At 48.6% G+C, this 23,270-nt stretch carries 28 protein-coding genes, 2 tRNA genes and 2 pseudogenes; 27 read left to right on the plus strand and 5 right to left on the minus strand.

Annotation, left to right across the window (positions count from 1 at the left end):
• Nucleotides 1-28: 28 nt before the first annotated feature.
• The gene (locus A5N84_RS08125; protein ID WP_072281967.1) at nt 29-673 is read left to right on the plus strand and encodes a HugZ family pyridoxamine 5'-phosphate oxidase; all 645 of its coding nucleotides are present in this window, start codon (nt 29-31) and stop codon (nt 671-673) included.
• Here A5N84_RS08125 and A5N84_RS08130 read toward each other — a convergent pair.
• The gene (locus A5N84_RS08130; RefSeq protein WP_072281968.1) at nt 561-1,031 is read right to left on the minus strand and encodes a dihydroneopterin aldolase; all 471 of its coding nucleotides are present in this window, start codon (nt 1,029-1,031) and stop codon (nt 561-563) included. The two genes, A5N84_RS08125 and A5N84_RS08130, sit on opposite strands and share 113 nt — an antisense overlap.
• A 91-nt stretch (nt 1,032-1,122) precedes the next feature.
• Between A5N84_RS08130 and plsY the strand changes: the two genes are divergently transcribed.
• The 22 genes and pseudogenes from plsY (at nt 1,123) to A5N84_RS08230 (ending at nt 16,534) form a co-directional block, all read left to right on the plus strand.
• A complete protein-coding gene (plsY, locus tag A5N84_RS08135) occupies nt 1,123-1,695 on the plus strand; it encodes a glycerol-3-phosphate 1-O-acyltransferase PlsY (protein WP_233120049.1) in 573 nt (190 codons plus the stop codon).
• Nucleotides 1,692-1,997, plus strand: a complete 306-nt coding sequence (locus A5N84_RS08140) for a tetraacyldisaccharide 4'-kinase (RefSeq protein ID WP_072281969.1) — start codon at nt 1,692-1,694, stop codon at nt 1,995-1,997. Before plsY ends, A5N84_RS08140 begins: the two co-directional genes overlap by 4 nt.
• Nucleotides 1,933-2,310, plus strand: a complete 378-nt coding sequence (locus A5N84_RS08145; RefSeq protein WP_158008685.1) for a tetraacyldisaccharide 4'-kinase — start codon at nt 1,933-1,935, stop codon at nt 2,308-2,310. The genes A5N84_RS08140 and A5N84_RS08145 overlap by 65 nt, the downstream gene beginning before the upstream one ends.
• Nucleotides 2,240-2,707, plus strand: a complete 468-nt coding sequence (locus tag A5N84_RS10060; RefSeq protein WP_158008686.1) for a tetraacyldisaccharide 4'-kinase — start codon at nt 2,240-2,242, stop codon at nt 2,705-2,707. The genes A5N84_RS08145 and A5N84_RS10060 overlap by 71 nt, the downstream gene beginning before the upstream one ends.
• Nucleotides 2,704-3,057 (plus strand): glycerophosphodiester phosphodiesterase, encoded by a 354-nt coding sequence (locus A5N84_RS12905; RefSeq protein ID WP_072281972.1) that lies wholly within the window; start codon nt 2,704-2,706, stop codon nt 3,055-3,057. Before A5N84_RS10060 ends, A5N84_RS12905 begins: the two co-directional genes overlap by 4 nt.
• Entirely contained in the window at nt 3,018-3,401 is a 384-nt protein-coding gene (locus tag A5N84_RS12910) for a glycerophosphodiester phosphodiesterase (RefSeq protein WP_158008687.1), read from the plus strand. Before A5N84_RS12905 ends, A5N84_RS12910 begins: the two co-directional genes overlap by 40 nt.
• A gap of 101 nt (nt 3,402-3,502) precedes the next feature.
• A complete protein-coding gene (locus A5N84_RS08165; RefSeq protein ID WP_233120050.1) occupies nt 3,503-4,324 on the plus strand; it encodes an AAA family ATPase in 822 nt (273 codons plus the stop codon).
• Between the two features lie 9 nt (nt 4,325-4,333).
• Nucleotides 4,334-5,287: a DUF58 domain-containing protein gene (locus tag A5N84_RS08170; protein WP_072281974.1), complete on the plus strand. Its 954-nt coding sequence runs from the start codon at nt 4,334-4,336 to the stop codon at nt 5,285-5,287.
• A 109-nt stretch (nt 5,288-5,396) separates the two neighbouring features.
• Nucleotides 5,397-6,247, plus strand: a pseudogene (locus tag A5N84_RS13535) (DUF3488 domain-containing protein); the annotation flags it as partial.
• 93 nt (nt 6,248-6,340) lie between these two features.
• On the plus strand, nt 6,341-7,282 hold the full coding sequence (locus A5N84_RS13540) for a transglutaminase-like domain-containing protein (protein WP_233120068.1): 942 nt from the start codon (nt 6,341-6,343) through the stop codon (nt 7,280-7,282).
• A 91-nt stretch (nt 7,283-7,373) separates the two neighbouring features.
• Nucleotides 7,374-7,826, plus strand: coding sequence for an SUF system Fe-S cluster assembly regulator (locus A5N84_RS08185; RefSeq protein ID WP_072281977.1), 453 nt, complete (start codon nt 7,374-7,376; stop codon nt 7,824-7,826).
• A pseudogene (gene sufB, locus A5N84_RS13545) lies at nt 7,819-9,267 on the plus strand (Fe-S cluster assembly protein SufB). The gene A5N84_RS08185 and the pseudogene sufB overlap by 8 nt, the downstream one beginning before the upstream one ends.
• A gap of 42 nt (nt 9,268-9,309) precedes the next feature.
• Nucleotides 9,310-10,077, plus strand: a complete 768-nt coding sequence (sufC, locus tag A5N84_RS08195) for a Fe-S cluster assembly ATPase SufC (protein ID WP_072281978.1) — start codon at nt 9,310-9,312, stop codon at nt 10,075-10,077.
• A gap of 2 nt (nt 10,078-10,079) precedes the next feature.
• Nucleotides 10,080-10,682, plus strand: a complete 603-nt coding sequence (locus A5N84_RS13665; protein WP_456300051.1) for a hypothetical protein — start codon at nt 10,080-10,082, stop codon at nt 10,680-10,682.
• The gene (locus A5N84_RS12140) at nt 10,589-11,212 is read left to right on the plus strand and encodes a SufD family Fe-S cluster assembly protein (RefSeq protein ID WP_456300053.1); all 624 of its coding nucleotides are present in this window, start codon (nt 10,589-10,591) and stop codon (nt 11,210-11,212) included. The genes A5N84_RS13665 and A5N84_RS12140 overlap by 94 nt, the downstream gene beginning before the upstream one ends.
• Nucleotides 11,213-12,391 carry an aminotransferase class V-fold PLP-dependent enzyme gene (locus A5N84_RS08205; protein WP_408633850.1) on the plus strand — a complete coding sequence of 393 codons (1,179 nt, stop codon included), beginning with the start codon at nt 11,213-11,215 and terminating at the stop codon, nt 12,389-12,391. It abuts the gene before it with no gap.
• A 50-nt stretch (nt 12,392-12,441) separates the two neighbouring features.
• On the plus strand, nt 12,442-12,882 hold the full coding sequence (gene sufU / locus A5N84_RS08210) for a Fe-S cluster assembly sulfur transfer protein SufU (protein WP_072282015.1): 441 nt from the start codon (nt 12,442-12,444) through the stop codon (nt 12,880-12,882).
• An 86-nt stretch (nt 12,883-12,968) separates the two neighbouring features.
• On the plus strand, nt 12,969-13,145 hold the full coding sequence (locus A5N84_RS12930; RefSeq protein ID WP_269844333.1) for an iron-sulfur cluster assembly protein: 177 nt from the start codon (nt 12,969-12,971) through the stop codon (nt 13,143-13,145).
• A 5-nt stretch (nt 13,146-13,150) separates the two neighbouring features.
• A complete protein-coding gene (locus tag A5N84_RS12935) occupies nt 13,151-13,285 on the plus strand; it encodes an iron-sulfur cluster assembly protein (protein ID WP_269844334.1) in 135 nt (44 codons plus the stop codon).
• Between the two features lie 225 nt (nt 13,286-13,510).
• Nucleotides 13,511-14,731: a pyridoxal phosphate-dependent aminotransferase gene (locus A5N84_RS08220; RefSeq protein WP_072281979.1), complete on the plus strand. Its 1,221-nt coding sequence runs from the start codon at nt 13,511-13,513 to the stop codon at nt 14,729-14,731.
• Between the two features lie 84 nt (nt 14,732-14,815).
• Nucleotides 14,816-14,891: transfer RNA gene (locus tag A5N84_RS08225), tRNA-Asn, on the plus strand.
• A 674-nt stretch (nt 14,892-15,565) separates the two neighbouring features.
• Nucleotides 15,566-16,534, plus strand: a complete 969-nt coding sequence (locus A5N84_RS08230) for a polyprenyl synthetase family protein (protein WP_072281980.1) — start codon at nt 15,566-15,568, stop codon at nt 16,532-16,534.
• Nucleotides 16,535-16,561: 27 nt separating this feature from the next.
• Here the strand turns inward: A5N84_RS08230 and A5N84_RS08235 are convergent.
• Nucleotides 16,562-16,638 (minus strand) — tRNA-Pro (locus A5N84_RS08235).
• 108 nt (nt 16,639-16,746) lie between these two features.
• On the opposite strand from A5N84_RS08235, the gene pgeF reads away from it, so the two are divergent.
• Both pgeF and serA read left to right on the plus strand, forming a co-directional pair.
• On the plus strand, nt 16,747-17,496 hold the full coding sequence (gene pgeF, locus A5N84_RS08240) for a peptidoglycan editing factor PgeF (RefSeq protein WP_072281981.1): 750 nt from the start codon (nt 16,747-16,749) through the stop codon (nt 17,494-17,496).
• 93 nt (nt 17,497-17,589) lie between these two features.
• Entirely contained in the window at nt 17,590-18,804 is a 1,215-nt protein-coding gene (gene serA / locus A5N84_RS08245; protein WP_072281982.1) for a phosphoglycerate dehydrogenase, read from the plus strand.
• 136 nt (nt 18,805-18,940) lie between these two features.
• Here serA and dinB read toward each other — a convergent pair whose 3' ends face one another.
• From dinB to dgt, 3 genes are read right to left on the minus strand one after another with little or no spacing between them, the layout of a single operon-like run.
• Nucleotides 18,941-20,011: a DNA polymerase IV gene (dinB, locus tag A5N84_RS08250; RefSeq protein ID WP_072281983.1), complete on the minus strand. Its 1,071-nt coding sequence runs from the start codon at nt 20,009-20,011 to the stop codon at nt 18,941-18,943.
• Nucleotides 20,012-20,023: 12 nt separating this feature from the next.
• Entirely contained in the window at nt 20,024-20,368 is a 345-nt protein-coding gene (locus A5N84_RS12145; RefSeq protein ID WP_332882167.1) for a hypothetical protein, read from the minus strand.
• A complete protein-coding gene (gene dgt / locus A5N84_RS08255; protein WP_233120053.1) occupies nt 20,349-21,347 on the minus strand; it encodes a dGTP triphosphohydrolase in 999 nt (332 codons plus the stop codon). Before dgt ends, A5N84_RS12145 begins: the two co-directional genes overlap by 20 nt.
• Before the next feature lie 126 nt (nt 21,348-21,473).
• On the opposite strand from dgt, the gene A5N84_RS08260 reads away from it, so the two are divergent.
• Entirely contained in the window at nt 21,474-22,247 is a 774-nt protein-coding gene (locus A5N84_RS08260) for a pseudouridine synthase (protein WP_072282016.1), read from the plus strand.
• A gap of 55 nt (nt 22,248-22,302) precedes the next feature.
• A complete protein-coding gene (gene lipA, locus A5N84_RS08265; protein WP_072281984.1) occupies nt 22,303-23,262 on the plus strand; it encodes a lipoyl synthase in 960 nt (319 codons plus the stop codon).
• Nucleotides 23,263-23,270 lie beyond the last annotated feature (8 nt).

The raw sequence follows: 23,270 nt of genomic DNA on the forward strand, positions 1-23,270 counted from the left end.
TTGCAACGTTGATGGTTTCTGATGAGAAATGTGGGCGGGATATCCTTTTGTTTCTGTTGTGCCGTTTTGTTTGGATAGGCAGGGGCGGGCGTTGTTTTATTTGGCAACGATTGCCGAGCATACAAAAAATATTGTGCAAGATAAGCGGGTAACGTTATTTTTGCGCGCCTCAAAACGTGGTGAGGCGGTTAATCGCAGTTGGCGGTTAACGTGTATGGGGGAGGCGCAACGTGTGCCTGAGGCGGAGCTTTCGGAGGCTATGGCGCGATATTTTCGCCATTTTCCTCGTTCTGAGCGCTATGATTTAGCGCATTTTTTTCATTTGTATCGCTTTACGCCGATGCGGTGTCGCTTGATTATGGGGTTTGGCAGGATTGCATGGGTTGATTTTTCAGAGATGTTTGCGCCCTCGCCGTTTACTTTGGAGGAGGAGGCGATGATGATGGAGCATATGAATGCTGAGCATGCGCCACATTTGGCAAAATATTTGCTAGAAATGGGGGTGAGGGTTGTGCTTGAGTTAACGCCGCCACAGATGGTGGCGGTTAATCAATATGGTATTACGATTCTTTATTGTCGGCAGTTGTATTTTGTGAGTTTTGCAAAAGAGGCGCGCTCTGTGTCGGCTGTGCGTGCACAGTTGGTGGCATGGGCTCAAAAGAAGGTTGACTAATGGGGCGGGTGCGAGTGATTTTGATGCCAAGATTTTGCGTGTGTGCGATGGCGCCTGATTTGCGTAGGGTGAGATGAATAACGTTGGCGCTACAAAATTCAAACAAGGCTTGGCAGAGTTCGTGGGCGAAGCGTTCGAGGAGTTTATATTGTGCCTGTTCAGCAAATTCAATAATAAAATCTGCAATGGCAGCGTAGTTTAAGGTGTGGCGGACGTCGTCGCTTTGTTGGGCTTGGCTGAAGTTGCTTTCTAATTCAATATCAAGCCATAGGGTTTGTTTTTTGAGGCGTTCGTAGGGCAATACGCCAATGAGGGTTTGTAATTTGAGGTCGTAGATAAAAACGGTATCAATAGACATGAGGGAGTTTCCTTATTTACAAAGAGTGCATTATGGCATTAGGAGGTAGCTATGCAACAGTTGTTTTATGTGTTAGGGGCGGTGGTTGGTTATGGGTGTGGGTCGATTTCGGCGGCGATTTAGTCTGTCGCGCGTTGGGTTGCCCGACCCACGGACGCAGGGTTCGGGAAATCCAGGGGCAACGAATGTGATGCGGGTGGGGGGCAAGAAGGCGGCTTTGTTAACGTTATTGGGGGATTTGTTGAAGGGGTTGGTGCCTGTGGTGGTGCTGCGCTGGTGGATGCCTGAGTTGCCGTTGGTGTGGTTGCTGGCGGGGTTGTTTGCTTTTGTGGGGCATTTATTTCCGCTGTTTTTTGGCTTTCGTGGTGGAAAAGGAGTGGCAACGGCGCTTGGGGTGTTGTTGGGTTGGCATTGGTTGTTGGCGCTTTTGGTGGTGGCGGTTTGGTTGGGGGTGTTTTTATGGACGCGGGTGTCGTCTTTAGCGGCGTTGGTGGCGGCGTTTGTTGCGCCTTGGTTGGCGTTTGTGATGATTGATAATCGTTTGATGCCTATGATGATTTTGTTGATGGTGGGGATGTTGGTGTTTCGTCATCGCGATAATATCCGCCGTTTGCGTAGCGGTGAGGAGGCGGCGTTTCGTCGAGATAAGAGGGATGGAGAATGAGTGATATCCCGCGTTTTTGGCGGCGGCGGATGGCGTTGAGTTATGCGTTGTTGCCGTTGGCGTGGGTGTTTGCGCTGGGGGTGAGGTTAAGGCGTTGGCTGTATTCTTGTGGGGTGTTTGCGGTGTATCGCGCGCCTTGTTTGGTGATGGTGGTGGGTAATGTGTCGGTGGGGGGCAATGGTAAAACGCCTTTGGTGATGGCTTTGGTGCGTGCTTTGAGTGTGCGTGGGGTGGCGGTTGGGGTGGTCAGTCGGGGGGTATGGAGGGGAAAATCGTGCGGTGGTGGAGGTGCGCTTGGATAGTGATGTGGGGGTGGTTGGCGATGAGGCGTTGTTGATGAAGCGTGGATGTGGGGTGCCTGTGTTTGTGGGGCGACGTCGTGCGTTGGCGGTGGCTGAGTTGTTGGTGCGCTATCCAGAGGTGCAGTTGGTGGTGTGTGATGATGGGTTGCAACATTATGCGTTGGCGCGGGATGTGGAGTGGGTGGCGATGGCGCGTGATTTGGGGGTGGGGAATGGTTTTTTGTTGCCTGCGGGGGCGTTGCGTGAAGGGGTGGGGCGTTTGGCTTTGGTCGATGGGGTTTGTGTGCATGGTGTGGGGGGCGGTGGGGGTTAAGATGCCTGCTGGCGTGCCTGTGTATGAGTTGGTGGAGCGTTGTGCGGGGATGCGGTTTTTAAATGCGCAAGAGTATTTGCCGTTGGCTGATTTTATGGGGGTGCGTTTGCAGGCGTTGACGGCGATTGCGCGTCCTGAGCGTTTTTTGGCGCGTTTGCAGGCGTTGGGGTTGTCGGTGGGGGCGTTTCGCTTTTTGCCTGACCATGCGATGTTGCCTGAATCAGTGGCGGATTTTGCCCCTGATGGCTATATTGTGGTTACGGAAAAGGATGCGGTGAAATTATCGGGGTGGGCTGTTAATTTGCAGGCGCGAGTGGTGGTGTTGGCATATGAATTATTATTGCCTGATGAGGCGGTGGATGCTGTTTTTTTGAAAATATCTAAGGAGAAGAGATGAAGTGGATTGCGCATAGAGGGGTTTCGGCGGTTGCGCCTGAAAATACGTTGGCGGCGTTTAGGATGGCGTGGGCGCATGATGTGGATGGGGTGGAGTGTGATGTGCAGGTGAGCGCGGATGGGGTGGTGGTGGTGCATCATGATGAGACGACTGGGCGGTGCGGTGATAAGGATTTTGTGATTGCAGAATCGGATTATGCGCAGTTGGCAACGGTGGATGTTGGGGCGTTTAAGGCAGAGCGGTTTGCTGGCGAGCGGATGCCAACGCTTGAGGCGGTTTTGGCGGCGATGCGTCTGGGAAGTCTATTCAGGTGGAAATTAAGCCTGAGGTGGTGCAACTGGAGGCGGTGATTGCGGTGTTGGCTCAGGCGCGTTCGGATATTGATTTGTGGGTGATGAGTTTTAATGAGCGCTTGTTGCAAGCGGTGGGGGAGCGCTTGCCTGAGGTGCAACTGTTGTGGATTTTAGATGAGCAGGAGGCGCGCACGCAGGGGATGTTTGCGCAAGCGCAGGCGATGGGTTTTACTGGGGTGGATGTGAATTATCGTGTGGTTGATGCGGTGTATGTGCAACAAGCAAAGGCGCATGGGCTGATTGTAGGGACGTGGACGGTTAATGATGCGCAACTGGCGCAGGATTTTGCCGTTGGGGGTGGATATGTTGGCAAGCGATTATGCACCTGCGCTATTGGATAATTTAGGAGGGTGAGAATGGCGGATTTAAACATGAGGTTAAAGCGCGCTTTTGCGCAGATTAATGCGGTGGTGATGGATAAGGAGGAGGGGGTTTTTTAACGATGGCGTGTTTGTTAGCGCGGGGGCATGTTTTGCTGGAGGATTTGCCTGGAGCTGGGAAGACGACGTTGGCTAAGACGTTCGCTTCGACTGTGGGGCTGGAGTTTGCGCGGGTGCAATTTACGGCGGATTTGTTGCCTTCTGATGTGATTGGGTTTTCAACGCTCAATAATCAGACGTTGGTGTTTCATAAGGGGGCGGTGTTTACGCAGTTGTTGTTGGCTGATGAGATTAATCGCGCTTCGCCAAAAAGTCAGTCGGCGCTTTTGGAGGCGATGGAGGAGCAGCAGGTGACGGTGGAGCGGATGCGCTATGAGTTGCCGCGTCCATTTTTTGTAATCGCAACGCAAAATCCTGTGGAGCAGGTGGGGACGTTTCATTTGCCTGAGTCGCAGTTAGACCGCTTTATGATGCGCTTGTCGTTGGGTTATCCGTCGGCTAAGCAAGAGGTGGCGATTTTGCAAGGTAATCCGCGTGAGGTGCGGTTGCCGCATTTGCAGGCGGTGCTTTCGTCAGAAGATGTGTTGGCATTGCAGAAGTTGGTGGCCAAGGTGCATGTGTCGCAGGCGGTGGCGCAGTATGTGCAGCGATTGTTGGCGTATTCGCGTGAGTCGGGGGCGTTTATCCATGGGATGTCTACACGTGCGGGGTTGGCGTTGGTGTCAGCGGCTAAGGCGGTGGCGTTTTTACAAGGCACGCAGGCGGTATTGCCTGAGCATGTGCAAAGGGTGTTTGTGGCGGTGGCGGGGCATCGCTTGCAAGCGCGAGGGCAGGGGGATTCTCAAGCAATGGCGCAGGAGATGTTGAAAAAGGTGGCGGTGTAAGGAGAGGCGATGTTTAAGGCAGTTGTTGCGTGGGCGCACAGTCGATGGATGAAACGGGCGGTGCGTGAGGGGCGACGGGCAGAGCGGGTGTTGGCAAGGGCTAGAGGGATGCCTGTGGTGCCAACGCGTTTTGGGATGGCGTTGTTGGCGGTGTTGTTGGTGATGTTTGTATGGTCGATTAATTATCGCCTTAATTTGGGTTATTTTTTGACGTTTTTGCTAACGATTGTCGCGATGTTAAGCGCAGGGGTTACGGTTTTTCAATTGGCGGGATTGAAGGTGCGAGTGCGTGGGGGAGAGGCGGTATTTTTAGGAGAGATGGCGCGATTTGAGGTGGTGGTGTCTGAGCAGGAGGGGCGTGCGCGTGGCGCGTTTGTCTTGGCGCATATTTGGGGGCAAGAGCAGGTCTCTGGGGTTTTGGCAAATAATGCTCAAACTATTGTAGTTGAGCAACCCACTCATGCGCGGGGTTGGCAGGAGGTGGGGGATTTGCGCTTATCAACCACGTTGCCGTTTGGAATGTTTATTTGTTGGCAGTGGCTATGGCTTGAGGGGCGGGTGTTGGTGTATCCGCGTCCTGATGGAGCGTTGCCGTTGCCTAGTCTATCGCCAATAGGGGAAGGGGTGCGGACGGCAGCAGTGGCTGGAGAGGAGGATTTTTCGGGTTTGCGCGCTTATGTGGCAGGCGATGCGTTGTCAAAGGTAGCGTGGAAGTTGGTAGGGCGAGGGGATCTGTTGTTAAAGCAGTTTGAGGGGCAGGCGGAGGAAGGTTTGACGCTAGATTATGCCAAGATACAAGGGGATGTTGAGGGGCGGTTGTCGCAGTTGACGCGCTGGGTGTTGCAGGCGCAGGAGTTGGGGTTGGCGTATGCGCTTTATTTGCCTAATAAGGTGATTGCGCAAGGCTCTGGAGTTGCACACCAGCAGGCGTGTTTGCAGGCGTTGGCGTTGTTTGAGGCTTGAAGGTTTGCGGAGAATAAGGATGAATGAGGGTCGTTGGGCGGTAGCTGGAATGGATGAGTCGTTGCGTTTTGCGCATTGGCGGGCGTTGGCTGTGGGTTTGGTGTTGGCGATGGTGCCATTGTGGGGGGTGTTGCCATGGGGGTTTACAGGCGGTGCGCTGTTGGTGTTGGCGCTGCGGTTGTGGCAGTTGCGCTTTAAGGCAGGGCGTGGGCGTTTGTTGGTGTTGTTGGGCTATGTGTTGTTGGCTGGAGCTGGGTTGGTGTGGCAGGGGATGACTCAGGGGTGGATGCAGGGTTTTTTGATGTTGTTGGCGGCGATGGCGGTGGCAAAATTTTTGGAGGCGCGCAATCATCGCGATGTGCAGGTGTTGTTTTTGTTGGCGATGGCTTTATTGATGGCGGGATTTATGTATTCGCAATCAATAGGGATGCTTGTTTATGTGCTTTGTGTTGTGGCGATAAATTTATGGGCTTTGTGGCTGGTGGAATGTCGCTTTGGAGAGGCGGTTTTTGGGGTGGGGCTTAAAACTTGTGCGCAGTTGTTGTTATGGCGTTGCCATTTGCCATTGGCTTGTTTTTTATTTTTCCACGCCTAGATCCACTGTGGGCTGTGCCGCGTTTGGATAATACGGCGGTAACAGGTTTGCCTGAAGAAATGAGTATGGGCGATATTGGACAATTGGCGCAATCTAATGAGGTGGCGTTTCGGGTGCGCTTTGCAGATGCTCAAGTGCCAAGTGGCGATAAGCTTTATTGGCGTGGGCCTGTGTTGTGGTTGTTTGATGGATTAAATTGGAAGCAGTGGCAGGGGGATTTTCACCAGCAGGCGGAGGTCAATTATGCCTCTAAGGCGATGGTGGATTATGAATGGACGGCGGTGAGTGAGGATTTAAATTGGTTGCTGGCGCTGGATGTGCCAGTTGGGCGTCCGCGTGTGGCGCAGATGGGGCGGGCGATGCAGTTGCGCTTGCCTGAGCAGACTAAAACACGTCGTTTTCAAATACGTTCAGCGCTTGATTATACACTGGGTGGGTTGTCAGATAGAGAGCGTGCAATGGCATTGCAATTGCCTCACGATATTCCAAAGACGCGCGCATTAGCTCAGCAGATACGGGAAGAGAATGGGGGGTCGACGGAGGGGTTTGTTGCTGGATTTTTGCGCTATTTGCAGGAGGAGGACTTTTATTATTCGCTTGTGCCTTTGCCAGGGGCTGGGGATGTGGAGAATTTTTTATTTGCTAAGGAGCGTGTGGGATTTTGTGAGCATTACGCCAATGCTTTAGCGCAGGCAGCACGTAGTATTGGGGTGCCGTCCCGTGTGGTGGTGGGGTATCAAGGTGGGGAGTTTAATCCTTTAAATGGCGATTGGCTGGTGCGCCAAGAATATGCGCATGCGTGGGTGGAGATTTGGTATGAGGAGCGTGGCTGGGTGCGTGTTGACCCAACCGCGGCAGTAGCTCCTTCGAGAATTGAGCAGGCGTGGTTATCTTCTGAGTCGCTTACCGCAGGTGGGGATACAAGAGCGCTGAGTTCGCGTATTGCTGAGCGTTTGCAGGCGCTGGCTTGGGCGCGCAATGCTTTTGCTTATTCGCAAGCTCTCTGGCAAGACTGGGTGATTGATTTAGATGATGAAAAGCAACGTGATTGGTGGCAGAAGTTGGCGTTATTTGGTTGGATAAAGGGGTTATTTATTGGCGGTTGTGTGTTGGGGCTTGTGGGTTGGCTTTTGTGGCGGAGTTGGCAAAAACGACGTTTGGCTGGATTGTCTTTAGCTCAGCAGGCGTTAAAAAAATTATTAGCGCGTTTGGCAAAACAAGGCTATGAAAAAAATGTAAATGAAAGTGTGGCGGTGTTTTTGCGTCGAATTGCTCCTGAATTTGAATCAGAAAAAGCGTTGGTATTGCGTCGCTTGGCAATGGTTTATGAGCAGGTGTATTACCATGAAAATGAGAATGACTCTCAGTTGTTAAGTATTATTAAACGTTTGCGCCTTTAATATTTAAAAAAAGGATTAAACCGCTTGAAACTGAGCGGTTTATAAAGTACGATTTTGGTTCCATTTCATCTGAGTATTTTCCAAGTTCACGATGTTACGATTAACCAAAGAGGGTGAGTATGCTTTTTTGTTGCTTAGTGCGCTGTTAGAAACGCCTGAGCAGGCAAAGAGTGCAACAACACTGTCCCAACAAACAGGCATTGCGTTACCGATGACGGGTAAGGTGTTAAAGCGTTTGGTCAAGCACCAAATTTTAACATCAACGCGTGGGGCGTATGGCGGCTATCAGCTCATTCAAGCGCCTGAGACGGTAACAGCGTTGGCGGTGGTGCAGGCGATGGAGGGTGTGCCTGAGTTGGTGGATTGTTTGGGGCATTCGCGTAGATGTGAGCTGGTAGCGCATTGTCAGATTAGTCCGTTTTGGCGACAGCTTAATGCGGATATTCAGGCGATTTTGGAGTCAAGAACTTTAGCAGATATGCAATATATTAATCAGCGCGCTTTGGTGCGTTTATCCATTAATGAGAGCAATGAAAATGAGTGATGAGAGTAATAAGGCGTTGCGTGAGATTGCGCAAACTGAATATCAATATGGCTTTGAAACGCAAATTGAGCAGGAGACGTTGCCGCCTGGTTTGGATGAGTCGGTGATTCGTCATATTTCTAAGATTAAAAATGAACCGCAGTGGTTGTTGGATTTTCGCCTGAAAGCTTATGAGGGTTGGCTGAAGATGGAGGAGCCTGATTGGGGGCATTTGCAGATTGCACCTTTGGATTATCAGGCGATTTCTTATTATTCCGCGCCAAAAACAAAAGGCGATGCGCCAAAGAGTTTGGATGAGGTTGACCCTGAGTTGTTGCGTACCTATGAGAAGTTGGGGATTCCTTTGCAAGAGCGCGAGATTTTGGCAGGTGTGGCGGTGGATGCGGTGTTTGATTCGGTGTCTGTGGCGACGAGTTTTAAAGACCGTTTGGCTAAAGAGGGGATTGTCTTTTGTTCGTTTTCTGAGGCGGTGCAGGAGCATCCTGAATTGGTGAAAAAATATTTGGGGACTGTGGTGTCTTCGCGTGATAACTTTTTTGCGGCATTAAATGCGGCGGTTTTTACGGATGGGTCGTTTTGTTATATCCTGAAGGGGTGCGTTGTCCGATGGAGTTGTCGACGTATTTTCGCATTAATGCGGCGAATACGGGGCAGTTTGAGCGGACGTTGATTGTGGCGGATAAGGGGGCGTATGTGAGTTATCTAGAAGGTTGTACAGCGCCTAAACGTCCTGAAAATCAATTGCATGCGGCGGTGGTGGAGATTGTGGCGCTTGAGGATGCGCAGGTGAAATATTCGACGGTGCAAAATTGGTATCCAGGGGATAAAGAAGGTGTGGGGGATTTATAACTTTGTAACAAAGCGCGGTATTTGCGCTGGGAATCGTGCAAAAATTTCTTGGACTCAGGTGGAAACAGGCTCTGCCATTACTTGGAAGTATCCAAGTTGTATTTTGCGAGGGGATGATTCGGTGGGGGAATTTTATTCCGTGGCGTTGGCGCGTGATTATCAGCAGGCAGATACGGGTTCGAAGATGATTCATATCGGCAAAAATACTAAATCAACGATTATTTCTAAAGGGATTTCTTTGGGGCATGCGCAAAATGCTTATCGTGGGTTGGTGCGTATTTTGCCTAGTGCAGAGGGAGCGCGTAATTTTTCACAATGCGATTCGTTGTTAATTGGTAGTGAGTGTGGCGCGCATACGTTTCCTTATTTGATGACGCAAAACCCTACAGCGCAGGTTGAGCATGAGGCGACAACGGCAAAAATTGGTGAAGACCAGATGTTTTATTGTCTGCAACGTGGGTTATCAGAAGAAGATGCGGTGAGTTTGATTGTTAATGGGTTTTGTAAGGATGTGTTTCAGGAGTTGCCAATGGAATTTGCTGTGGAGGCGCAACGTTTGATTGAGCTGAAATTAGAAGGCAGTGTGGGCTAGAGTTTAATTTGTCTAATATCCAATATTTTAAGAGTAAAGATTATGCTAAAGATTGAAAATTTGCATGTGCGTATTGAAGAAAAAAATAAGAAAATTTTAAATGGTTTGAATTTGCAAATCGGTGCAGGTGAGGTGCATGCGATTATGGGCCCTAATGGTTCGGGGAAATCTACGCTTGCTAATGTGATTGCTGGGCGAGAGGGCTATGAGGTCACTGAGGGGTCAATTCTCTATCAGGGACAAGATTTGCTTGCTATGGAGCCAGATGAGCGCGCTTGTGCAGGGGTTTTTTTGGCGTTTCAGTATCCTGTGGAGATTCCTGGGGTGAGTAATATGTATTTTCTTAAGGCAGCGTTAAATGCTAAGCGTCGTTTTCAGGGGTTAGAGGAAATCGATGCGCTGGAGTTTTATGAGAAGGTGCAAGAGCGGATGAAGACGGTGAAGATGAAGGATACTTTTTTAAGCCGTGCGGTGAATGTGGGGTTTTCAGGGGGGGAGAAAAAGCGCAATGAGATTTTGCAGATGGCGGTGTTGGAGCCAACGCTGGCGGTATTGGATGAGACGGATTCTGGGTTGGATATTGATGCGCTTCGGGTGATTTCTGAAGGGGTGAATGCTTTGCGTAATGCACAACGGAGTTTTTTATTAATTACGCATTATCAGCGTTTGCTTAATTATATTGAGCCTGATTTTGTGCATGTGTTGGTTGATGGCAAGATTGTAGAGAGTGGCGATAAGTCGTTGGCGTTGTCGCTTGAGGCGCGGGGCTATCAAGATTTTCAAGATGATGCGGGCGCATCGCGGGGTTGATTATGACGCAAGCGGTATTAAATACATTAGAGGCAAATTTGGCTACGCATGCGTTTGCACAGCAGGCTTGGGCGTATTGGCAGGGCTATGGGGCGTTAAATCGTGTGGAGGCGTGGCGTTGGACGCCGCTTGCGGTGTTGCGCGGTAAGGATTGGCGTTTTGAGGCGACGGATTATCAGTTTAGTTTGCCTGAGGCGGTGGCGGAGGATTTTCTTTTTGCACCTAAATGGGCACAAGCGCTGTTGGCGGTTAAGGATTTGCCTTTTGCGGCGTTGAATATTGCTTTGCTGGAGGATGCGCTAGTTATTCGTGTGCCTGAGGGTTGTGTGTGTGAGGAGCTGGTGGGGATTAATATTAACCAGTTGCAACGTTCGTTGCAGTTTTCGCGTGTGCAGTTGGAGGTTGGCGCTGGGGCAAGGTGGGGTTTTGGTTGGATTTTCATTGTGGGGCGAATGGGGGTCAGTTGCCTGTGGTGCAGTTGGATGTTGGCGCTGGGGCGTGTGTCGATGGGGTGTTTTGGTTGGCTGGGGGGGCGCAATCGTTGCAGTTGGCAAGTATTTATTCTCAACAAGAGGCAAATAGTGCGTTGCGGTTATCCGCGGTAGCAGAGGGGGGGGCGTTGTTGCGTGTGGATGTGGTGGCGGATTTGTTGGGTGATGCGGCGCAGTTTGCTTTTGGTGGGGTGCAGTGTTTGCAGGGTAATGAGGTGGGGGATTTCCATGTGCGGGTTAATCATCGGGCGTTGGCTTGTGAGAGTGTGCAGGCGGTGCGTGGGGTGTTAGATGAGGAGGCTCTGGGGATTTTTGATGGGCTGATTTATGTTGCAGAGGGCGCGCAACAAACAGATGCTAAGCAAGACAGTCGCTATATTTTGCTTTCTGAGCAGGCAAAATCGCATAGTGTGCCACGTTTGGAAATTTATGCAGATGATGTGCAGTGTGCGCATGGTTCAACGGTGGGATATGTTGACCCTGATGCGCTGTTTTATTTGCAAAGTCGGGGGATTACTGAGGCTGAGGCGCGTCGAATTTTGATTTTGAGCTTTTTACATGAGGCGGTGGTGGTTACGCATGAGGAATTAGAGGCGCAGTTGCATGAGGCGATTAGCGATTTTTGGTTGGAGCGCGAGGGTTAGATGTTAGAGGTTAAAGAGGATTTTCCAATTTTACAGCGTTTGGTGCACGGGCGACGGTTGGCGTATTTGGATAGTGCGGCGAGTATGCAAAAGCCCCGCGCGGTGGTGGAGGCGATGGTGCGCTGTATGCAGGAGGATTACAGTAATATTCATCGTGGGGTGCATTATTTATCTCAACAATTAACGCTTGCCTATGAGGGGGTTCGGGCGCAGGTGGCGCGCTTTGTTAATGCTGAGCGTGCAGAGGAAATTATATTTACCAAATCAACTACAGAGGCGATTAATTTGTTAGCTTCTAGTTTGGCGCAATGGCGGATTCAGGCTGGGGATAAGATTTTGATTACCGCGATGGAGCATCATGCCAATATTGTGCCATGGCAAATGGTGTGTGAGCGTTATCAGGCGCAATTGTGTGTGTTGCCGATGAATGCGCGTGGGGAGTTGCTGGTGGAGGATTTGGAAGCACTTTTAGATGGGGTGAAGATTTTTGCATTAGCGCATGTTTCTAATGCATTGGGGACGATTAATGAGGTGCAAACGTTGGTGACTCGTGCAAGGGAAAAAGGGGTGCTGACAGTGGTTGATGGGGCGCAGGCGGTGGCGCATATGGCGGTGGATGTGCAGGCGTTGGATTGTGATTTTTATGTGTTTTCAGGGCATAAAATATATGGCCCGACGGGGGTGGGGGTGCTGTATGGTCGCTATGCGTTATTGCAGGATATGCCCGTTTATCAAGGTGGCGGGGATATGATTTTAAGTGTGAGTTTTGAACATACTGAATACGCACCACCGCCTACGAAATTTGAGGCAGGTACGCCTCCTATTGTTGAGGTGATTGGCTTGGGCGCGGCGCTAGATTGGGTGCAGGCGCTTGGGCTTGATGCTATTGCGCGCCATGAACAAACCTTAGCAGAAAGCGCACGAATGCAATTGCAAGCGCTTGATGGGGTGCGCTTGATTGGCGAGGCTAAAGCGCGGGCGGCGGTGGTGTCGTTTACGCTAGAGGGGATTCATCCTCATGATGTGGGGACAATCTTAGATGATTGTGGTGTGGCGGTGCGAGTGGGGCATCATTGCGCTGAGCCAGTGATGCGATTTTTCAGGTGCCTGCAACAGTGCGGGCAAGTTTTGCCGCTTATAATAATGAGAAAGATGTATCACAATTGGTGCAGGCGGTAAAAGAAGCGCAGGCGTTGTTTGCTTAAGAGAGTTGAATGAGAGAGGCTGATATGAATCATTTAAAATCGCTGTATCAAGAGGTTATTTTAGACCATAGCAAAAAACCACGTAATTTTGGCGCGTTAGACGCCCCGACCCACACCGCGCGGGGACATAATCCTTTATGTGGAGACAGTTTGAAGATTTTTGCTGTGCTAGAGAATGAGGTGATTACGCAATTAAACTTTATCGGCGAAGGATGTGCAATTTCTAAAGCGTCGGCATCGTTGATGACGGAGATGGCAAAAGGTAAAACATTGGCTGAATTTGCGCAGTTGTATGAGGCATTTCATCATGTGGTTACCAGCGATGAAGAAGTTTCAGACAATATGGGAAAATTGGCTGTGTTGGCAGGGGTGCGCGAGTATCCGTCGCGGGTAAAATGTGCAACGCTGGCTTGGCATACGCTAGATGCAGCCATTAAACAACAAGAGATAGCGCAAACTGAATAACTTGATACAAAAGATATGCTGGCGCTAAGTGAGTTGCTGTAAAACATTTTTTGACGTGAGATAAGCTTTGATTAAGGAGAATTGAGATGGAAATAGATGAAGTGCCGTTTCAAAAAGATGTGCATGACCCCACACTTTCGCCGATTGAGCGCGATATGATTAGCGCGCTAAAAACAGTATATGATCCTGAAATTCCAGTAGATATCTATGAACTTGGATTGATTTACGATATTTTGTACGACAAAAAACAGGTGAGGCGTTGATTAAAATGACACTCACGGCACCAGGATGTCCTGTTGCTGGTGTTATGCCAGATTGGGTGCGTGATGCAATCGAGAAAGTCGATGGGGTGGAGCGTTGTGAAGTTGAAATGATGTGGGACCCCCTTGGCGAATGGATATGATGAGCATGCGCGCTAAAATTGAACTCAATATGATTTAATTTTTTCTATAATGCAGTAACTTTATTCCATATTTTTACTATAGCATTTGCATTTATCCCATATTTTTATCTCAATTTAAGAGATGTGCTAGCCTATAATAAAAAGTATGGTAAATGCATGGTTGTGCGCGATTGTGCGTTATAATTCTCGCTTTGAGACACAATAGATAGGTAAAACTATAACGCTATGAAAAAAATAGAAAAATCAAATAAGCTTGAGAATGTTTGCTACGATATTCGTGGGCCTGTACTCACTGAAGCGCTAAGATTAGAACGCTTAGGGCATAAGGTGTTAAAGCTTAATATCGGCAATCCAGCAGCATTTGGCTTTGATGCGCCTGATGAGATGCGCGAGGATTTAATCGCTAATTTATTAAATGCACAAGGCTATAGTGAGTCTAAAGGCGTGTTTGCCGCTAGAAAAGCGATTATGCACGAAACGCAACGTTTAGGCGTGCAAGGGGTAGGCGTTGAGGATATTTATATTGGCAACGGCGTTTCTGAGCTAATTATTATGACAATGAACGCCTTGCTTGATAATGGGGATGAGGTGTTAGTTCCCATGCCTGATTATCCATTGTGGACGGCAGCGGTGAATTTAAGTGGAGGCGTTGCGGTGCATTATTATTGTGATGAAAGCAATGCTTGGAATCCTGATGTGGACGATATTCGCGCTAAAATCACACCGCGCACTAAGGCAATTGTATTAATTAATCCCAATAATCCAACAGGTGCGGTCTATAGTCGGGCAGTATTAAAAGAATTGGTTTTGCTGGCAGAAGAACACGGCATGATTATTTATAGCGATGAAATTTATGACAAAATTTTGTATGAAGACGCAATCCATATCCCCACTGCAACGCTAGTTAGCCAAACATTGTGCGTTACTTTTAACGGCTTATCAAAAAACTATCGCGCGGCAGGATTTCGTGCGGGATGGTTATTTTTATCAGGCAATAAAGAAATGGCAACAAGCTATATTGATGGACTAAATATTTTGTCTTCAATGCGACTATGTGCCAATGTCCCTGCGCAATATGCCATTCAAACAGCATTGGGCGGTTATCAAAGTATTTATGATTTAACTGCTAAAGGTGGGAGATTGCGTGAGCAACGTGATTTAGCCTATCACATGATTAAAAACATTGAAGGGCTATCGTTGATTAAGCCCATGGGTGCAATCTATAACTTTGTTAAAATTGATACGAAGCGCTTTAATATCAGTGATGATGAGCGCTTTGTGATGGATTTATTACGTGAAAAGCATATTTTATTGGTGCATGGACGAGCATTTAATTGGCCTGAGCCTGACCATTTCCGTGTGGTGACATTGCCCCATAAAAATGATTTGGAAACCGCGCTTAAAAAACTAGAAGCGTTCCTAAAAAAATACAAACAGATTAGTTAGTTGTAAAAATAATTGAAAATATTTTGTTTGTAAGCTTGACGAGATTAGTAGATAAGCATACAATGCGCGCTCACTTAAGGCAGTTCCCCGATAGCTCAGTCGGTAGAGCAAGTGACTGTTAATCACTGGGTCGGCGGTTCGAGCCCGTCTCGGGGAGCCAATTTAAGTGAATGTTAAATTAAGCTGCAATGATGCAGCTTTTTTTATGCCCAAAATATCTCTAATAGGCTAGATAGCCCCAAAAACGCTAGCATTAAATGCTAGCGCAATCGATGTGGGCGTGGAACGAACTTCTTGTTGCGCTATAACTAGGGTGTTTAGCTTAGCTTTTGTTGCACTTTCTCATTCTGTAATTGAGCAGTCTGGTTTAAGTGGAAAAATATTCTTTTAAAATAACTGCTTTTTGATTGAAATTAAGCATGGCGATATCAAAATAATCTAATTTGTTATAGTTACAGCACAACGAATCCGTAGATTTATAGCTTTAATGTCTATCGCGTGATTTTATAATCCCTTGTTATGTCAAAGGATTAGGATGTCGGTTTACGTTGTATTCTTGCATCTGATTTCTAATTTGATGTGTTGTAACATCAATATTAAAGATAGCGCATTATTTAAATATGGGATTTATTTGGCATAGCGTATCTTGATTATCGTAAGTCTTGCTATTTACAAAAATAAAGCACGTTAATTTAAATGGTTTTATTTGCGTGGATTTTTTAGCTATATGTATTTAGCCGTCCTAGGGAAAGGGGGTAGATTTATCGCGATAAGGCGCAAATTGCGTTTGAATCGGTTACAATACGGCACTTTATTTCTATGATGGTTTAGCCCATGTCTTCTACTTCAATTCAAATGTTAATTGATGAACAGTTACAAGCGACTGAGCGTTTAATGCAGGCTCAAATGACTTCAGAAGTGCCTTTGGCTCAAATGGTGATGTCTTATGCGATTAATAATGGTGGCAAGCGCTTTCGTCCGATGTTGACGCTGTTAAGTGCGGGGTTGTGTGCATATCAAAATGAGCGGGCAATTACTTTAGCGGCTTTGATTGAGTTTATTCATAATGCAACGTTGTTGCATGATGATGTGGTGGATGAGTCAAAAATGCGTAGGGGGAAAGATTCAGCCAATATCGCTTTTGGCAATGCGGCTAGTGTGTTGGTTGGGGATTTTTTATATACGCGCGCGTTTGAGTTGATGGTTTCACTGGGGGAGATGAGGGTCTTGGCGGTAATGTCGCAGGCAACTAATTTGATTGCCTCAGGAGAGGTGATGCAGTTGAGTAATTTGCATAATCCTGAGGTGGATGAAGCGCGTTATTTTCGTGTGATTGAGTTAAAAACGGCGGTATTATTTTCAGCAGCTTGTGAGTGCGCGGGGATTTTAGCAGGTGTTGAAAAACAAAAGATTGATGCATTGCGTCAATATGGGCGTTGTTTGGGCATGGCGTTTCAAATTATCGATGATTTATTAGATTATCATGGGGATGAGGCGCGTATTGGTAAGGCTTTGGGTGATGATTTGGCAGAAGGTAAGCCAACTTTGCCGTTGATTCGTGCGCTTGAGCGCTTACAAGAAGAAGATGCGACGCGTTTGCGTGAGATTATTCGCGCTGGGGAGCGTGAGGCTATTGCGGAAGTGGTGGCGTTGCTTGCGAAAACAGATGCTGTGGCTTATTCGCTAGAGGTGGCGCGTAAGATGTGTGCGCAGGCGCGCGAGGTATTGGCAGTATTTGCTGATAATGCGTATAAGGAGGCATTGCTGGCTTTGGCTGATAACGCCATTGAGCGCTTGGCTTAAATGTTAGGGGAAGAAAGAAGAGAAAAATGGTCGGGGAGACAGGATTTGAACCTGCGACCCCTTGCACCCCATGCAAGTGCGCTACCAGGCTGCGCTACACCCCGAACAGCTGGGCATTATAGTGAGCTTGGTTTTTTTTGCAAGTGTTTTATCTTTTTGAGGAGCTGGGGTTTTGTGGTGCAAAATTTTTAGGGTGTGGCAAGGAGATTAGGGTGACAATAGATAAAAATGCTTCATTATGGATTTCTGCAAATTGGGCTTTGGCGGATAAGCTGGTGGCGGGAACGACGATAACGCCTGCAATAATGGCGCTTGAAGGGTTTAATTTAGCAGTGCATGTGGAAGATGAGATAAGCCGAGTAGAGGATAATCGTCGGCGATTCTTGCAGGCGCTTGGTTGTAAAGCAAAGCCAATGTGGTTGAGTCAATATCATAGTGATGTGGTGGTGGAAGCGGATGAGTATGTAGAAGGTGCACGTGCAGATGCGGCAATTGGGGGGAGGGGGTATTTTCCTTTGGTGCTAACTGCTGATTGTGTGCCAATTGTATTGGCTGATGAAACGGGTCAGCATATGGCGGTTATTCATGCGGGTTGGCAGGGGCTGGTGCAAGAGATTATCCCTAAAACGGTAGCTCGTTTGGCTTGTGAGGTTAAGGCGCTGTTTGCTTGGATTGCGCCTTGTATTCGTCAGCATCATTATGAGGTTGATGAGCGTTTTTATCAGCGGTTTTTAACGTTAAATGCGGATTATTCTAGATTTTTTATTAGTAACCGTGCGGGGCATTATTTGGCAGATTTAGCAGGGATGGCTCGTTGGCAGTTATTGGGTTGTGGAGTGCGTGCTGAGGCGATAGCGGATTGTGGGATTTGTACTTTTGCAGATAGGCGGTTTTTTTCTTTTCGCCGTGATGGGGGGCGTTCTGGACGTATGGCGACTTTTGTTGTGAATAAATCATCCTAAAAAGTTATGGCACACAATGCAGAGCTCGCAAATTTAAATATTTTTAGCGTGGTTGAGTTTTAAAAGGATTAAGAGTGAATTGAGGATATAAGTATGGATAGACAAGAGATGCGGATATTGCTTTTGGAGGGAATACATGAGAATGCGGCAGCGCTTTTTAAACAATATGGTTTTGAGCAGGTTGAATCAGTAACGCAGGCGTTGGAAGGGGAGGATTTACAGGCTGCATTAGCGCGTGCGGATGTGGTGGGGATTCGTTCGCGTACGCAATTATCTCAGGCGGTGTTGGCGCAGGTAAAACATTTGCAGGCGATTGGTTGTTTTTGTATTGGGACTAATCAAGTGGCAGTGGATAAGGCGCAGGCGCTGGGGATTCCTGTATTTAATGCGCCTTATTCAAATACGCGTTCGGTGGCGGAGTTGGTATTGGCGGAGATTATTTGTTTGCTTAGGGGGCTTACAGATAAAAATCATAAGGTGCATACGGGAACTTGGCCAAAAACAGCACTTGGGGCGTATGAGGCGCGTGGGAAGGTGTTAGGGATTGTGGGGTATGGAAATATTGGGACGCAGTTGTCGGTATTGGCAGAGGGATTGGGAATGCGGGTGATTTATCATGATGTGTTGCCTAAATTGCCACTGGGCAATGCTGAGCCTGCTCGTGATTTGGATGATTTGCTTAGCCGTGCGGACGTGGTGAGTTTGCATGTGCCACAATTAAGTTCAACATATAATATGATTGCTCAGGCGCAGTTGCAAAAGATGAAACAAGGTGCGCTGTTGATTAATGCCGCACGCGGACATTGTGTAGATATTGAGGCGCTCGATAAGGCGTTGCGTGAAAAACATTTGGGCGGTTGTGCTTTAGATGTGTTTCCTGATGAGCCAAAGCGTAATGATGAGGCGCTTGAGTGTTCGTTGCGCGGATTAGACAATGTTATTTTAACCCCTCATATTGGCGGCTCGACAGTGGAGGCGCAAGCTAATATTGGGATAGAGGTGGCGGATAAATTAGTTCGTTTCTTGCAAAATGGAACAACGACGGGCGCGGTAAATTTTCCTGAAATTACAATGACTAAACAACAAGACACGCACCGTATTTTACATGTGCATCATAATCAACCCGGGGTGTTGTCTGCGGTTAATACGTTATTTGCGCAACACGCTATTAATATCACAGCGCAAAGTTTGATAACGCAGGAGAATATCGGGTATTTGATTACCGATGTGGCGGTGAGTGATTCGGATGTGGCGCTTGCGCAGATAGAGCGCGTGGAAGGGACTATTCGCGTTCGCCGGTTGTATTAGTGCGGTTAATATAAAGCGCTATTGTTGAGTTATTCCCCCGCCAGATAATTATGGTGGGGGATTTTTTTATTGTGAAGTGTGGGGATGAGGATGTAGGGCATTTTAAAGCGTTAGTTTGTTGCTTGGGATATAGGGTTTAAGAAGGAAAGAGGGGGAGTTGGGGTTGGAGGTTGGGTGCGTTTAGGGTGCTGTAGCTAATGCCGATGAGGCGGATGGGTTTGAGTGGGGAGATGAGTAGGGGTGCTAGGAGGATTTTTATCCAGTGGTGGGCGTCTGTTGGGTGGATGAATGGGGTGGTGAGGGTTTTGCTACGGGTGATTTGCTGAAAATCAGCGTATTTGATTTTTAGGGTGAGGGTGCGGGCTTGGAGGTTGTGGGTGATGAGGTCGTTGTGGGCTTGTTGATTTTGTTGGATGAGAAGTTGGTAGAGGCGGTGGGGTTCTGTAAGGTTGTAGCTTAGGGTTTGTTCGCGTCCAATGCTTTGATGGGTTCTGTGAGAAAGGACGGGGCGTGGGTCGTGTCCATGCGCGTTTTGTTGGAGTTGGAGGGCACGTTTGCCAAGGTGTTGTTGTAAATTATGTGGATTGGCTTGGCGTAGGTGAATGCCGTTGTGAATTTCTAAGCGATGGAGGATTTTTGCGGTGGCTTGTCCAATGCCAGGAAATTGTTCAATGGGTAGTTGGTCTAAAAAGGGTTGCGCTTTTTTAGGGGTGAGAATGGTTAATCCGTTGGGTTTATTTTGTTCACAGGCAATTTTAGCTAGCATTTTATTGTAGGAAACGCCAGCGGAGGCGGTGAGCTGGGTGGTTTGATAGATTTTTTCAAGGAGCTGTCGGGCAATTTGGGTGGCGCTGATATGGTGGGTTTGGCTGTAGTGGGTAACATCTAAATAGGCTTCATCTAGGGAGAGTGGTTCGATGAGAGGGGTGATTGGATAAAAGAATTGGCGGATTTGCTGGCTGATGGTTTTGTAGTAGGCGATGCGCGGGGGGATAAAAATGGCGTGGGGGCAAAGTTTATGCGCTTGGTGGCTGGGCATGGCGGAGTGGATGCCGTAGGCTCTGGCTTCGTAGCTGGCGGCGGCGACAACGCTACGAGTATTGGGCGCACCGCCGACAATTAGCGGATGATTGCGATATTGGGGATGGTCGCGTTGTTCGATGGCGGCATAAAAGGCGTCCATATCGATGTGGATGATTTTGCGCATGGGTTGGGCGATTTAGGGGACGGGAAGGGAGATGCCCGTTAGTTTTTTGTAAAGGGAGACGGCGTAGCTGTCGGTCATGCCACTGATGTAGTCGCAGATGCTTAAAAGTTGTTGGTAGAGGGTTTGGTTGGGGCGACGGTAGCGACTGGGAAGAAGGGTTAAGATTATTTGTTGGTAGCGGTCGGTGGTTTGATGGTGGCTGTGGGCGATGCTGGTGCAAAAGATGTGTAGCAGTCCGTTTAAGACGCGATGCCCTGCTATTTGAATTTCTAAAACGGGGCGTGCTTGATAGAGATGAATTTTTGAATAGTTGCGGATGGTTTTGAGTGTGTTGGCGCTAGGGATTTGTTGTAGCAGGGGGGCGGGGGTTGGTGGTGTTTAATAGGGCGCTTTCGTTGTCCCAAAAGGCGTCAATGACTTCATGAACTAGACGTCCGATGGCTTTGGCGCGAAGATAGCTGAGGCGGTCGCTTTTGCTGTTGAGTTCGTTGAGGCGTTTGGGGTCAATGAGGGTGTCGGCTAGGGTTGCTAAATGGTCGTGGGCATCTTGGTAGGGGATTTGTCCGATTTGGTAGGCATCTTCTAGGTCGACGATGAGATAACAGATGTCATCAGCAGCTTCGGTGAGGTAGGAAAGGGGGTGGCGACTCCAGCGTTGTGAGGCTTTTTGAGGGATGCCAACGGCTTGAAAAATTTCGCTAAAATCTTGTAGGTCGTCTTGGTAGACGCCGTTTTTGTTGTAGTGTTGATGTTGAGCATAGGCGCTGGTGGGGTATTTGCTGGCACTGGCTAGGGTGGCGGCGGTTAGGCGGAGTCCGCCATGGGTGTCGGGGCTTTCTAGGCGGTTGCAGATGCGAAACCCTTGCGCGTTGCCTTCGATGTTGTAAAGATCTTTTTTTTGTGCTGTGGTGAGCGTTTTTAGAAGGGGTTGTTGGTCGGGATGGCGGAAGTAGTCGCGCATGGCTTGTTCGCCAAGATGTCCAAAAGGCGGGTTGCCGAGGTCGTGAGCAAGGCTGGCAGCGGCGACGATGTCGCCTATATCAGATGGGGTGATATTTTGTTGGCAGAGTTCTGGGTATTTTTGTAGAAGCGTTTGCCCAATGCTGCTGCCAAGACTACGGCCAACGCAGGAGACTTCGAGGGAGTGAGTAAGACGGGTGCGCGCGTGGTCGTTTTTTTCTAGGGGGAAAACTTGGGTTTTGTCTTTAAGGCGTCGAAATGCGGCGCTAAAAATAAGGCGGTCGTAGTCGCGTTGGTAGTCAGAGCGGACGGAGGGTTCGGCGGTGGCGGCTTGTCCGATGCGGTGATTGGAGAGTAGGGTTGTCCAGTTGAGCATGATGATTGTTATAAGGTGATTGGAAGAGGTTGAGGGTAATGGATTTTGGCAAAGTTGACAATATGCGGGCTGGAGGGTTTTGGGTTACAATGCGCACTTTGTGTTTTTGCGGTTTGTGAGGTGGTTATGGCGGAGAAGTTTGAGCGGGTGCAGAAGTGGTTGGCGGCAAAGGGCTTAGGCTCCCGGCGAGAGATTGAAGGTTGGATACGGGAGGGGCGGCTGCGAGTCAATGGGCAGGTGGCTGAGCTGGGGTTGAAGGTTTCTGGTTATGAGCGCTTTTCTTTAGATGGGCGTCCTTTGCGGGTGTCGGCAGAAAATAATGAGCGACGTAAGATTTTAATGTATCACAAGCCTGTTGGGCAGATTTGTTCGCGTAAGGATGAGCAGGGGCGTCCAACGGTGTTTAGAGGGTTGCCTAGATTGCGACAGGGGCGTTGGGTGAGTATTGGACGCTTGGATTTTAATACGGCTGGGCTTTTGCTCTTTACAACGGATGGAGAGTTGGCCAATCAGTTGATGCATCCAAGTATGGAGATCGAAAGGGAGTATTGGGTGCGGGTGGCTGGTGAGGTGGATGAGCAGACGTTGCAGGCGTTGCGTCAGGGGTTGATGTTAGAAGATGGAATGGCAAAATTTGAAGACATTCAACCATTAATGGGATTGCATGAGGATGATACGCAGTTTAATCGCTATTTTTCGGTGGTGCTGAAGGAGGGGCGTAATCGTGAGGTGCGTAGGCTTTGGGAGGCGGTGGGTTGTCAGGTGAGCAGGTTAAAGCGTATTCGTTATGGCAATGTGGTGTTGCCAAAGGAATTGGCGGCGGGGCGTTTTCGCTTGTTATCGCGTGCTGAGGAGGGGGATTTGTTGGCGTTGTTAAAGCGTGCGCGTCGTAATGCGTAATGGATGAGGCATTTATTTATTATTTTATAATGTTGTTTTTTGAGGTAGGTGTGTGATGGAAGTTGAACGTAAACCAAAATCAATGGGTGTGAAGAAAAAAGGTGCGGATAAAATTCGTCAAATTCCTGTGAATGTGGAGCATGTGAGTGAGCCACGTTTGCGTAAACCGAAGTGGATTCGGGGGCAATTTCCAGGAGGCCCTGAGGTAGCTCGTTTGAAGGGGGTGATGCGGGAACAGAAGTTGCATAGTGTGTGTGAGGAGGCGTCTTGCCCAAATTTGGGGGAGTGTTTTCGCCATGGGACGGCGTCTTTTATGATTATGGGCGATATTTGTACGCGTCGTTGTCCGTTTTGTGATGTTGGACATGGGCGTCCTAATCCTTTGAATGAGAATGAGCCACGCCATTTGGCGGAGACGGTGGCTGCGATGGGGTTGCATCATGTGGTGATTACTTCGGTTGACCGTGATGATTTGGTTGATGGAGGGGCGTCGCATTTTGCCGCTTGTGTGCGTGAGATTCGTCAGCGTGCGCCACGCATGACGGTTGAGATTTTAACGCCAGATTTTCGTGGGCGTGTGGAGCGGGCGATTGAGATTTTAGTAGAAACGCCGCCTGATGTGTTTAATCATAATATGGAGACGGTGTCGCGGTTGTATGAGGTGGCGCGTCCAGGTGCAAATTATCAGCAGTCGCTTGATTTATTGCGTGCCTATAAGGCGGCATGTGATAAGAAGGTGTTGTCTAAATCAGGGTTGATGCTCGGACTTGGGGAGGAGCCTGAAGAGATTTTAACGGTGATGGAGGATTTGCGGGCGCATGCGGTAGATATGTTGACCATTGGGCAGTATTTGCAGCCAAGTGTGCATCATTTGCCAGTACGTCGCTACTATACTCCTGAGGAGTTTGACTGGTTTTATGAGCAGGGGATGAAAATGGGGTTTACGCATGTGGCGTCGGGTCCGATGGTGCGTTCTTCTTATCATGCGGATATCTCTGCAAAGGCTGTGTTGTAGGCGGTGGT

The sequence above is a fragment of the Rappaport israeli genome (assembly GCF_001888055.1).
Lineage (GTDB): Bacteria > Pseudomonadota > Gammaproteobacteria > Cardiobacteriales > Cardiobacteriaceae > Rappaport > Rappaport israeli.

What these genes read in the sequence shown, in the direction of transcription:
- A5N84_RS08125 (WP_072281967.1), top strand. Translation starts at nt 29, where the DNA reads ATGTGGGCGGGATATCCTTTTGTTTCTGTTGTGCCGTTTTGTTTGGAT.
- A5N84_RS08130 (WP_072281968.1), bottom strand. Translation starts at nt 1,031, where the DNA reads ATGTCTATTGATACCGTTTTTATCTACGACCTCAAATTACAAACCCTC.
- plsY (WP_233120049.1), top strand. Translation starts at nt 1,123, where the DNA reads ATGGGTGTGGGTCGATTTCGGCGGCGATTTAGTCTGTCGCGCGTTGGG.
- A5N84_RS08140 (WP_072281969.1), top strand. Translation starts at nt 1,692, where the DNA reads ATGAGTGATATCCCGCGTTTTTGGCGGCGGCGGATGGCGTTGAGTTAT.
- A5N84_RS12905 (WP_072281972.1), top strand. Translation starts at nt 2,704, where the DNA reads ATGAAGTGGATTGCGCATAGAGGGGTTTCGGCGGTTGCGCCTGAAAAT.
- A5N84_RS08165 (WP_233120050.1), top strand. Translation starts at nt 3,503, where the DNA reads ATGGCGTGTTTGTTAGCGCGGGGGCATGTTTTGCTGGAGGATTTGCCT.
- A5N84_RS08170 (WP_072281974.1), top strand. Translation starts at nt 4,334, where the DNA reads ATGTTTAAGGCAGTTGTTGCGTGGGCGCACAGTCGATGGATGAAACGG.
- A5N84_RS13540 (WP_233120068.1), top strand. Translation starts at nt 6,341, where the DNA reads ATGGCATTGCAATTGCCTCACGATATTCCAAAGACGCGCGCATTAGCT.
- A5N84_RS08185 (WP_072281977.1), top strand. Translation starts at nt 7,374, where the DNA reads ATGTTACGATTAACCAAAGAGGGTGAGTATGCTTTTTTGTTGCTTAGT.
- sufC (WP_072281978.1), top strand. Translation starts at nt 9,310, where the DNA reads ATGCTAAAGATTGAAAATTTGCATGTGCGTATTGAAGAAAAAAATAAG.
- A5N84_RS13665 (WP_456300051.1), top strand. Translation starts at nt 10,080, where the DNA reads ATGACGCAAGCGGTATTAAATACATTAGAGGCAAATTTGGCTACGCAT.
- A5N84_RS08205 (WP_408633850.1), top strand. Translation starts at nt 11,213, where the DNA reads ATGTTAGAGGTTAAAGAGGATTTTCCAATTTTACAGCGTTTGGTGCAC.
- sufU (WP_072282015.1), top strand. Translation starts at nt 12,442, where the DNA reads ATGAATCATTTAAAATCGCTGTATCAAGAGGTTATTTTAGACCATAGC.
- A5N84_RS12930 (WP_269844333.1), top strand. Translation starts at nt 12,969, where the DNA reads ATGGAAATAGATGAAGTGCCGTTTCAAAAAGATGTGCATGACCCCACA.
- A5N84_RS12935 (WP_269844334.1), top strand. Translation starts at nt 13,151, where the DNA reads ATGACACTCACGGCACCAGGATGTCCTGTTGCTGGTGTTATGCCAGAT.
- A5N84_RS08220 (WP_072281979.1), top strand. Translation starts at nt 13,511, where the DNA reads ATGAAAAAAATAGAAAAATCAAATAAGCTTGAGAATGTTTGCTACGAT.
- A5N84_RS08230 (WP_072281980.1), top strand. Translation starts at nt 15,566, where the DNA reads ATGTCTTCTACTTCAATTCAAATGTTAATTGATGAACAGTTACAAGCG.
- serA (WP_072281982.1), top strand. Translation starts at nt 17,590, where the DNA reads ATGGATAGACAAGAGATGCGGATATTGCTTTTGGAGGGAATACATGAG.
- dinB (WP_072281983.1), bottom strand. Translation starts at nt 20,011, where the DNA reads ATGCGCAAAATCATCCACATCGATATGGACGCCTTTTATGCCGCCATC.
- dgt (WP_233120053.1), bottom strand. Translation starts at nt 21,347, where the DNA reads ATGCTCAACTGGACAACCCTACTCTCCAATCACCGCATCGGACAAGCC.
- A5N84_RS08260 (WP_072282016.1), top strand. Translation starts at nt 21,474, where the DNA reads ATGGCGGAGAAGTTTGAGCGGGTGCAGAAGTGGTTGGCGGCAAAGGGC.
- lipA (WP_072281984.1), top strand. Translation starts at nt 22,303, where the DNA reads ATGGAAGTTGAACGTAAACCAAAATCAATGGGTGTGAAGAAAAAAGGT.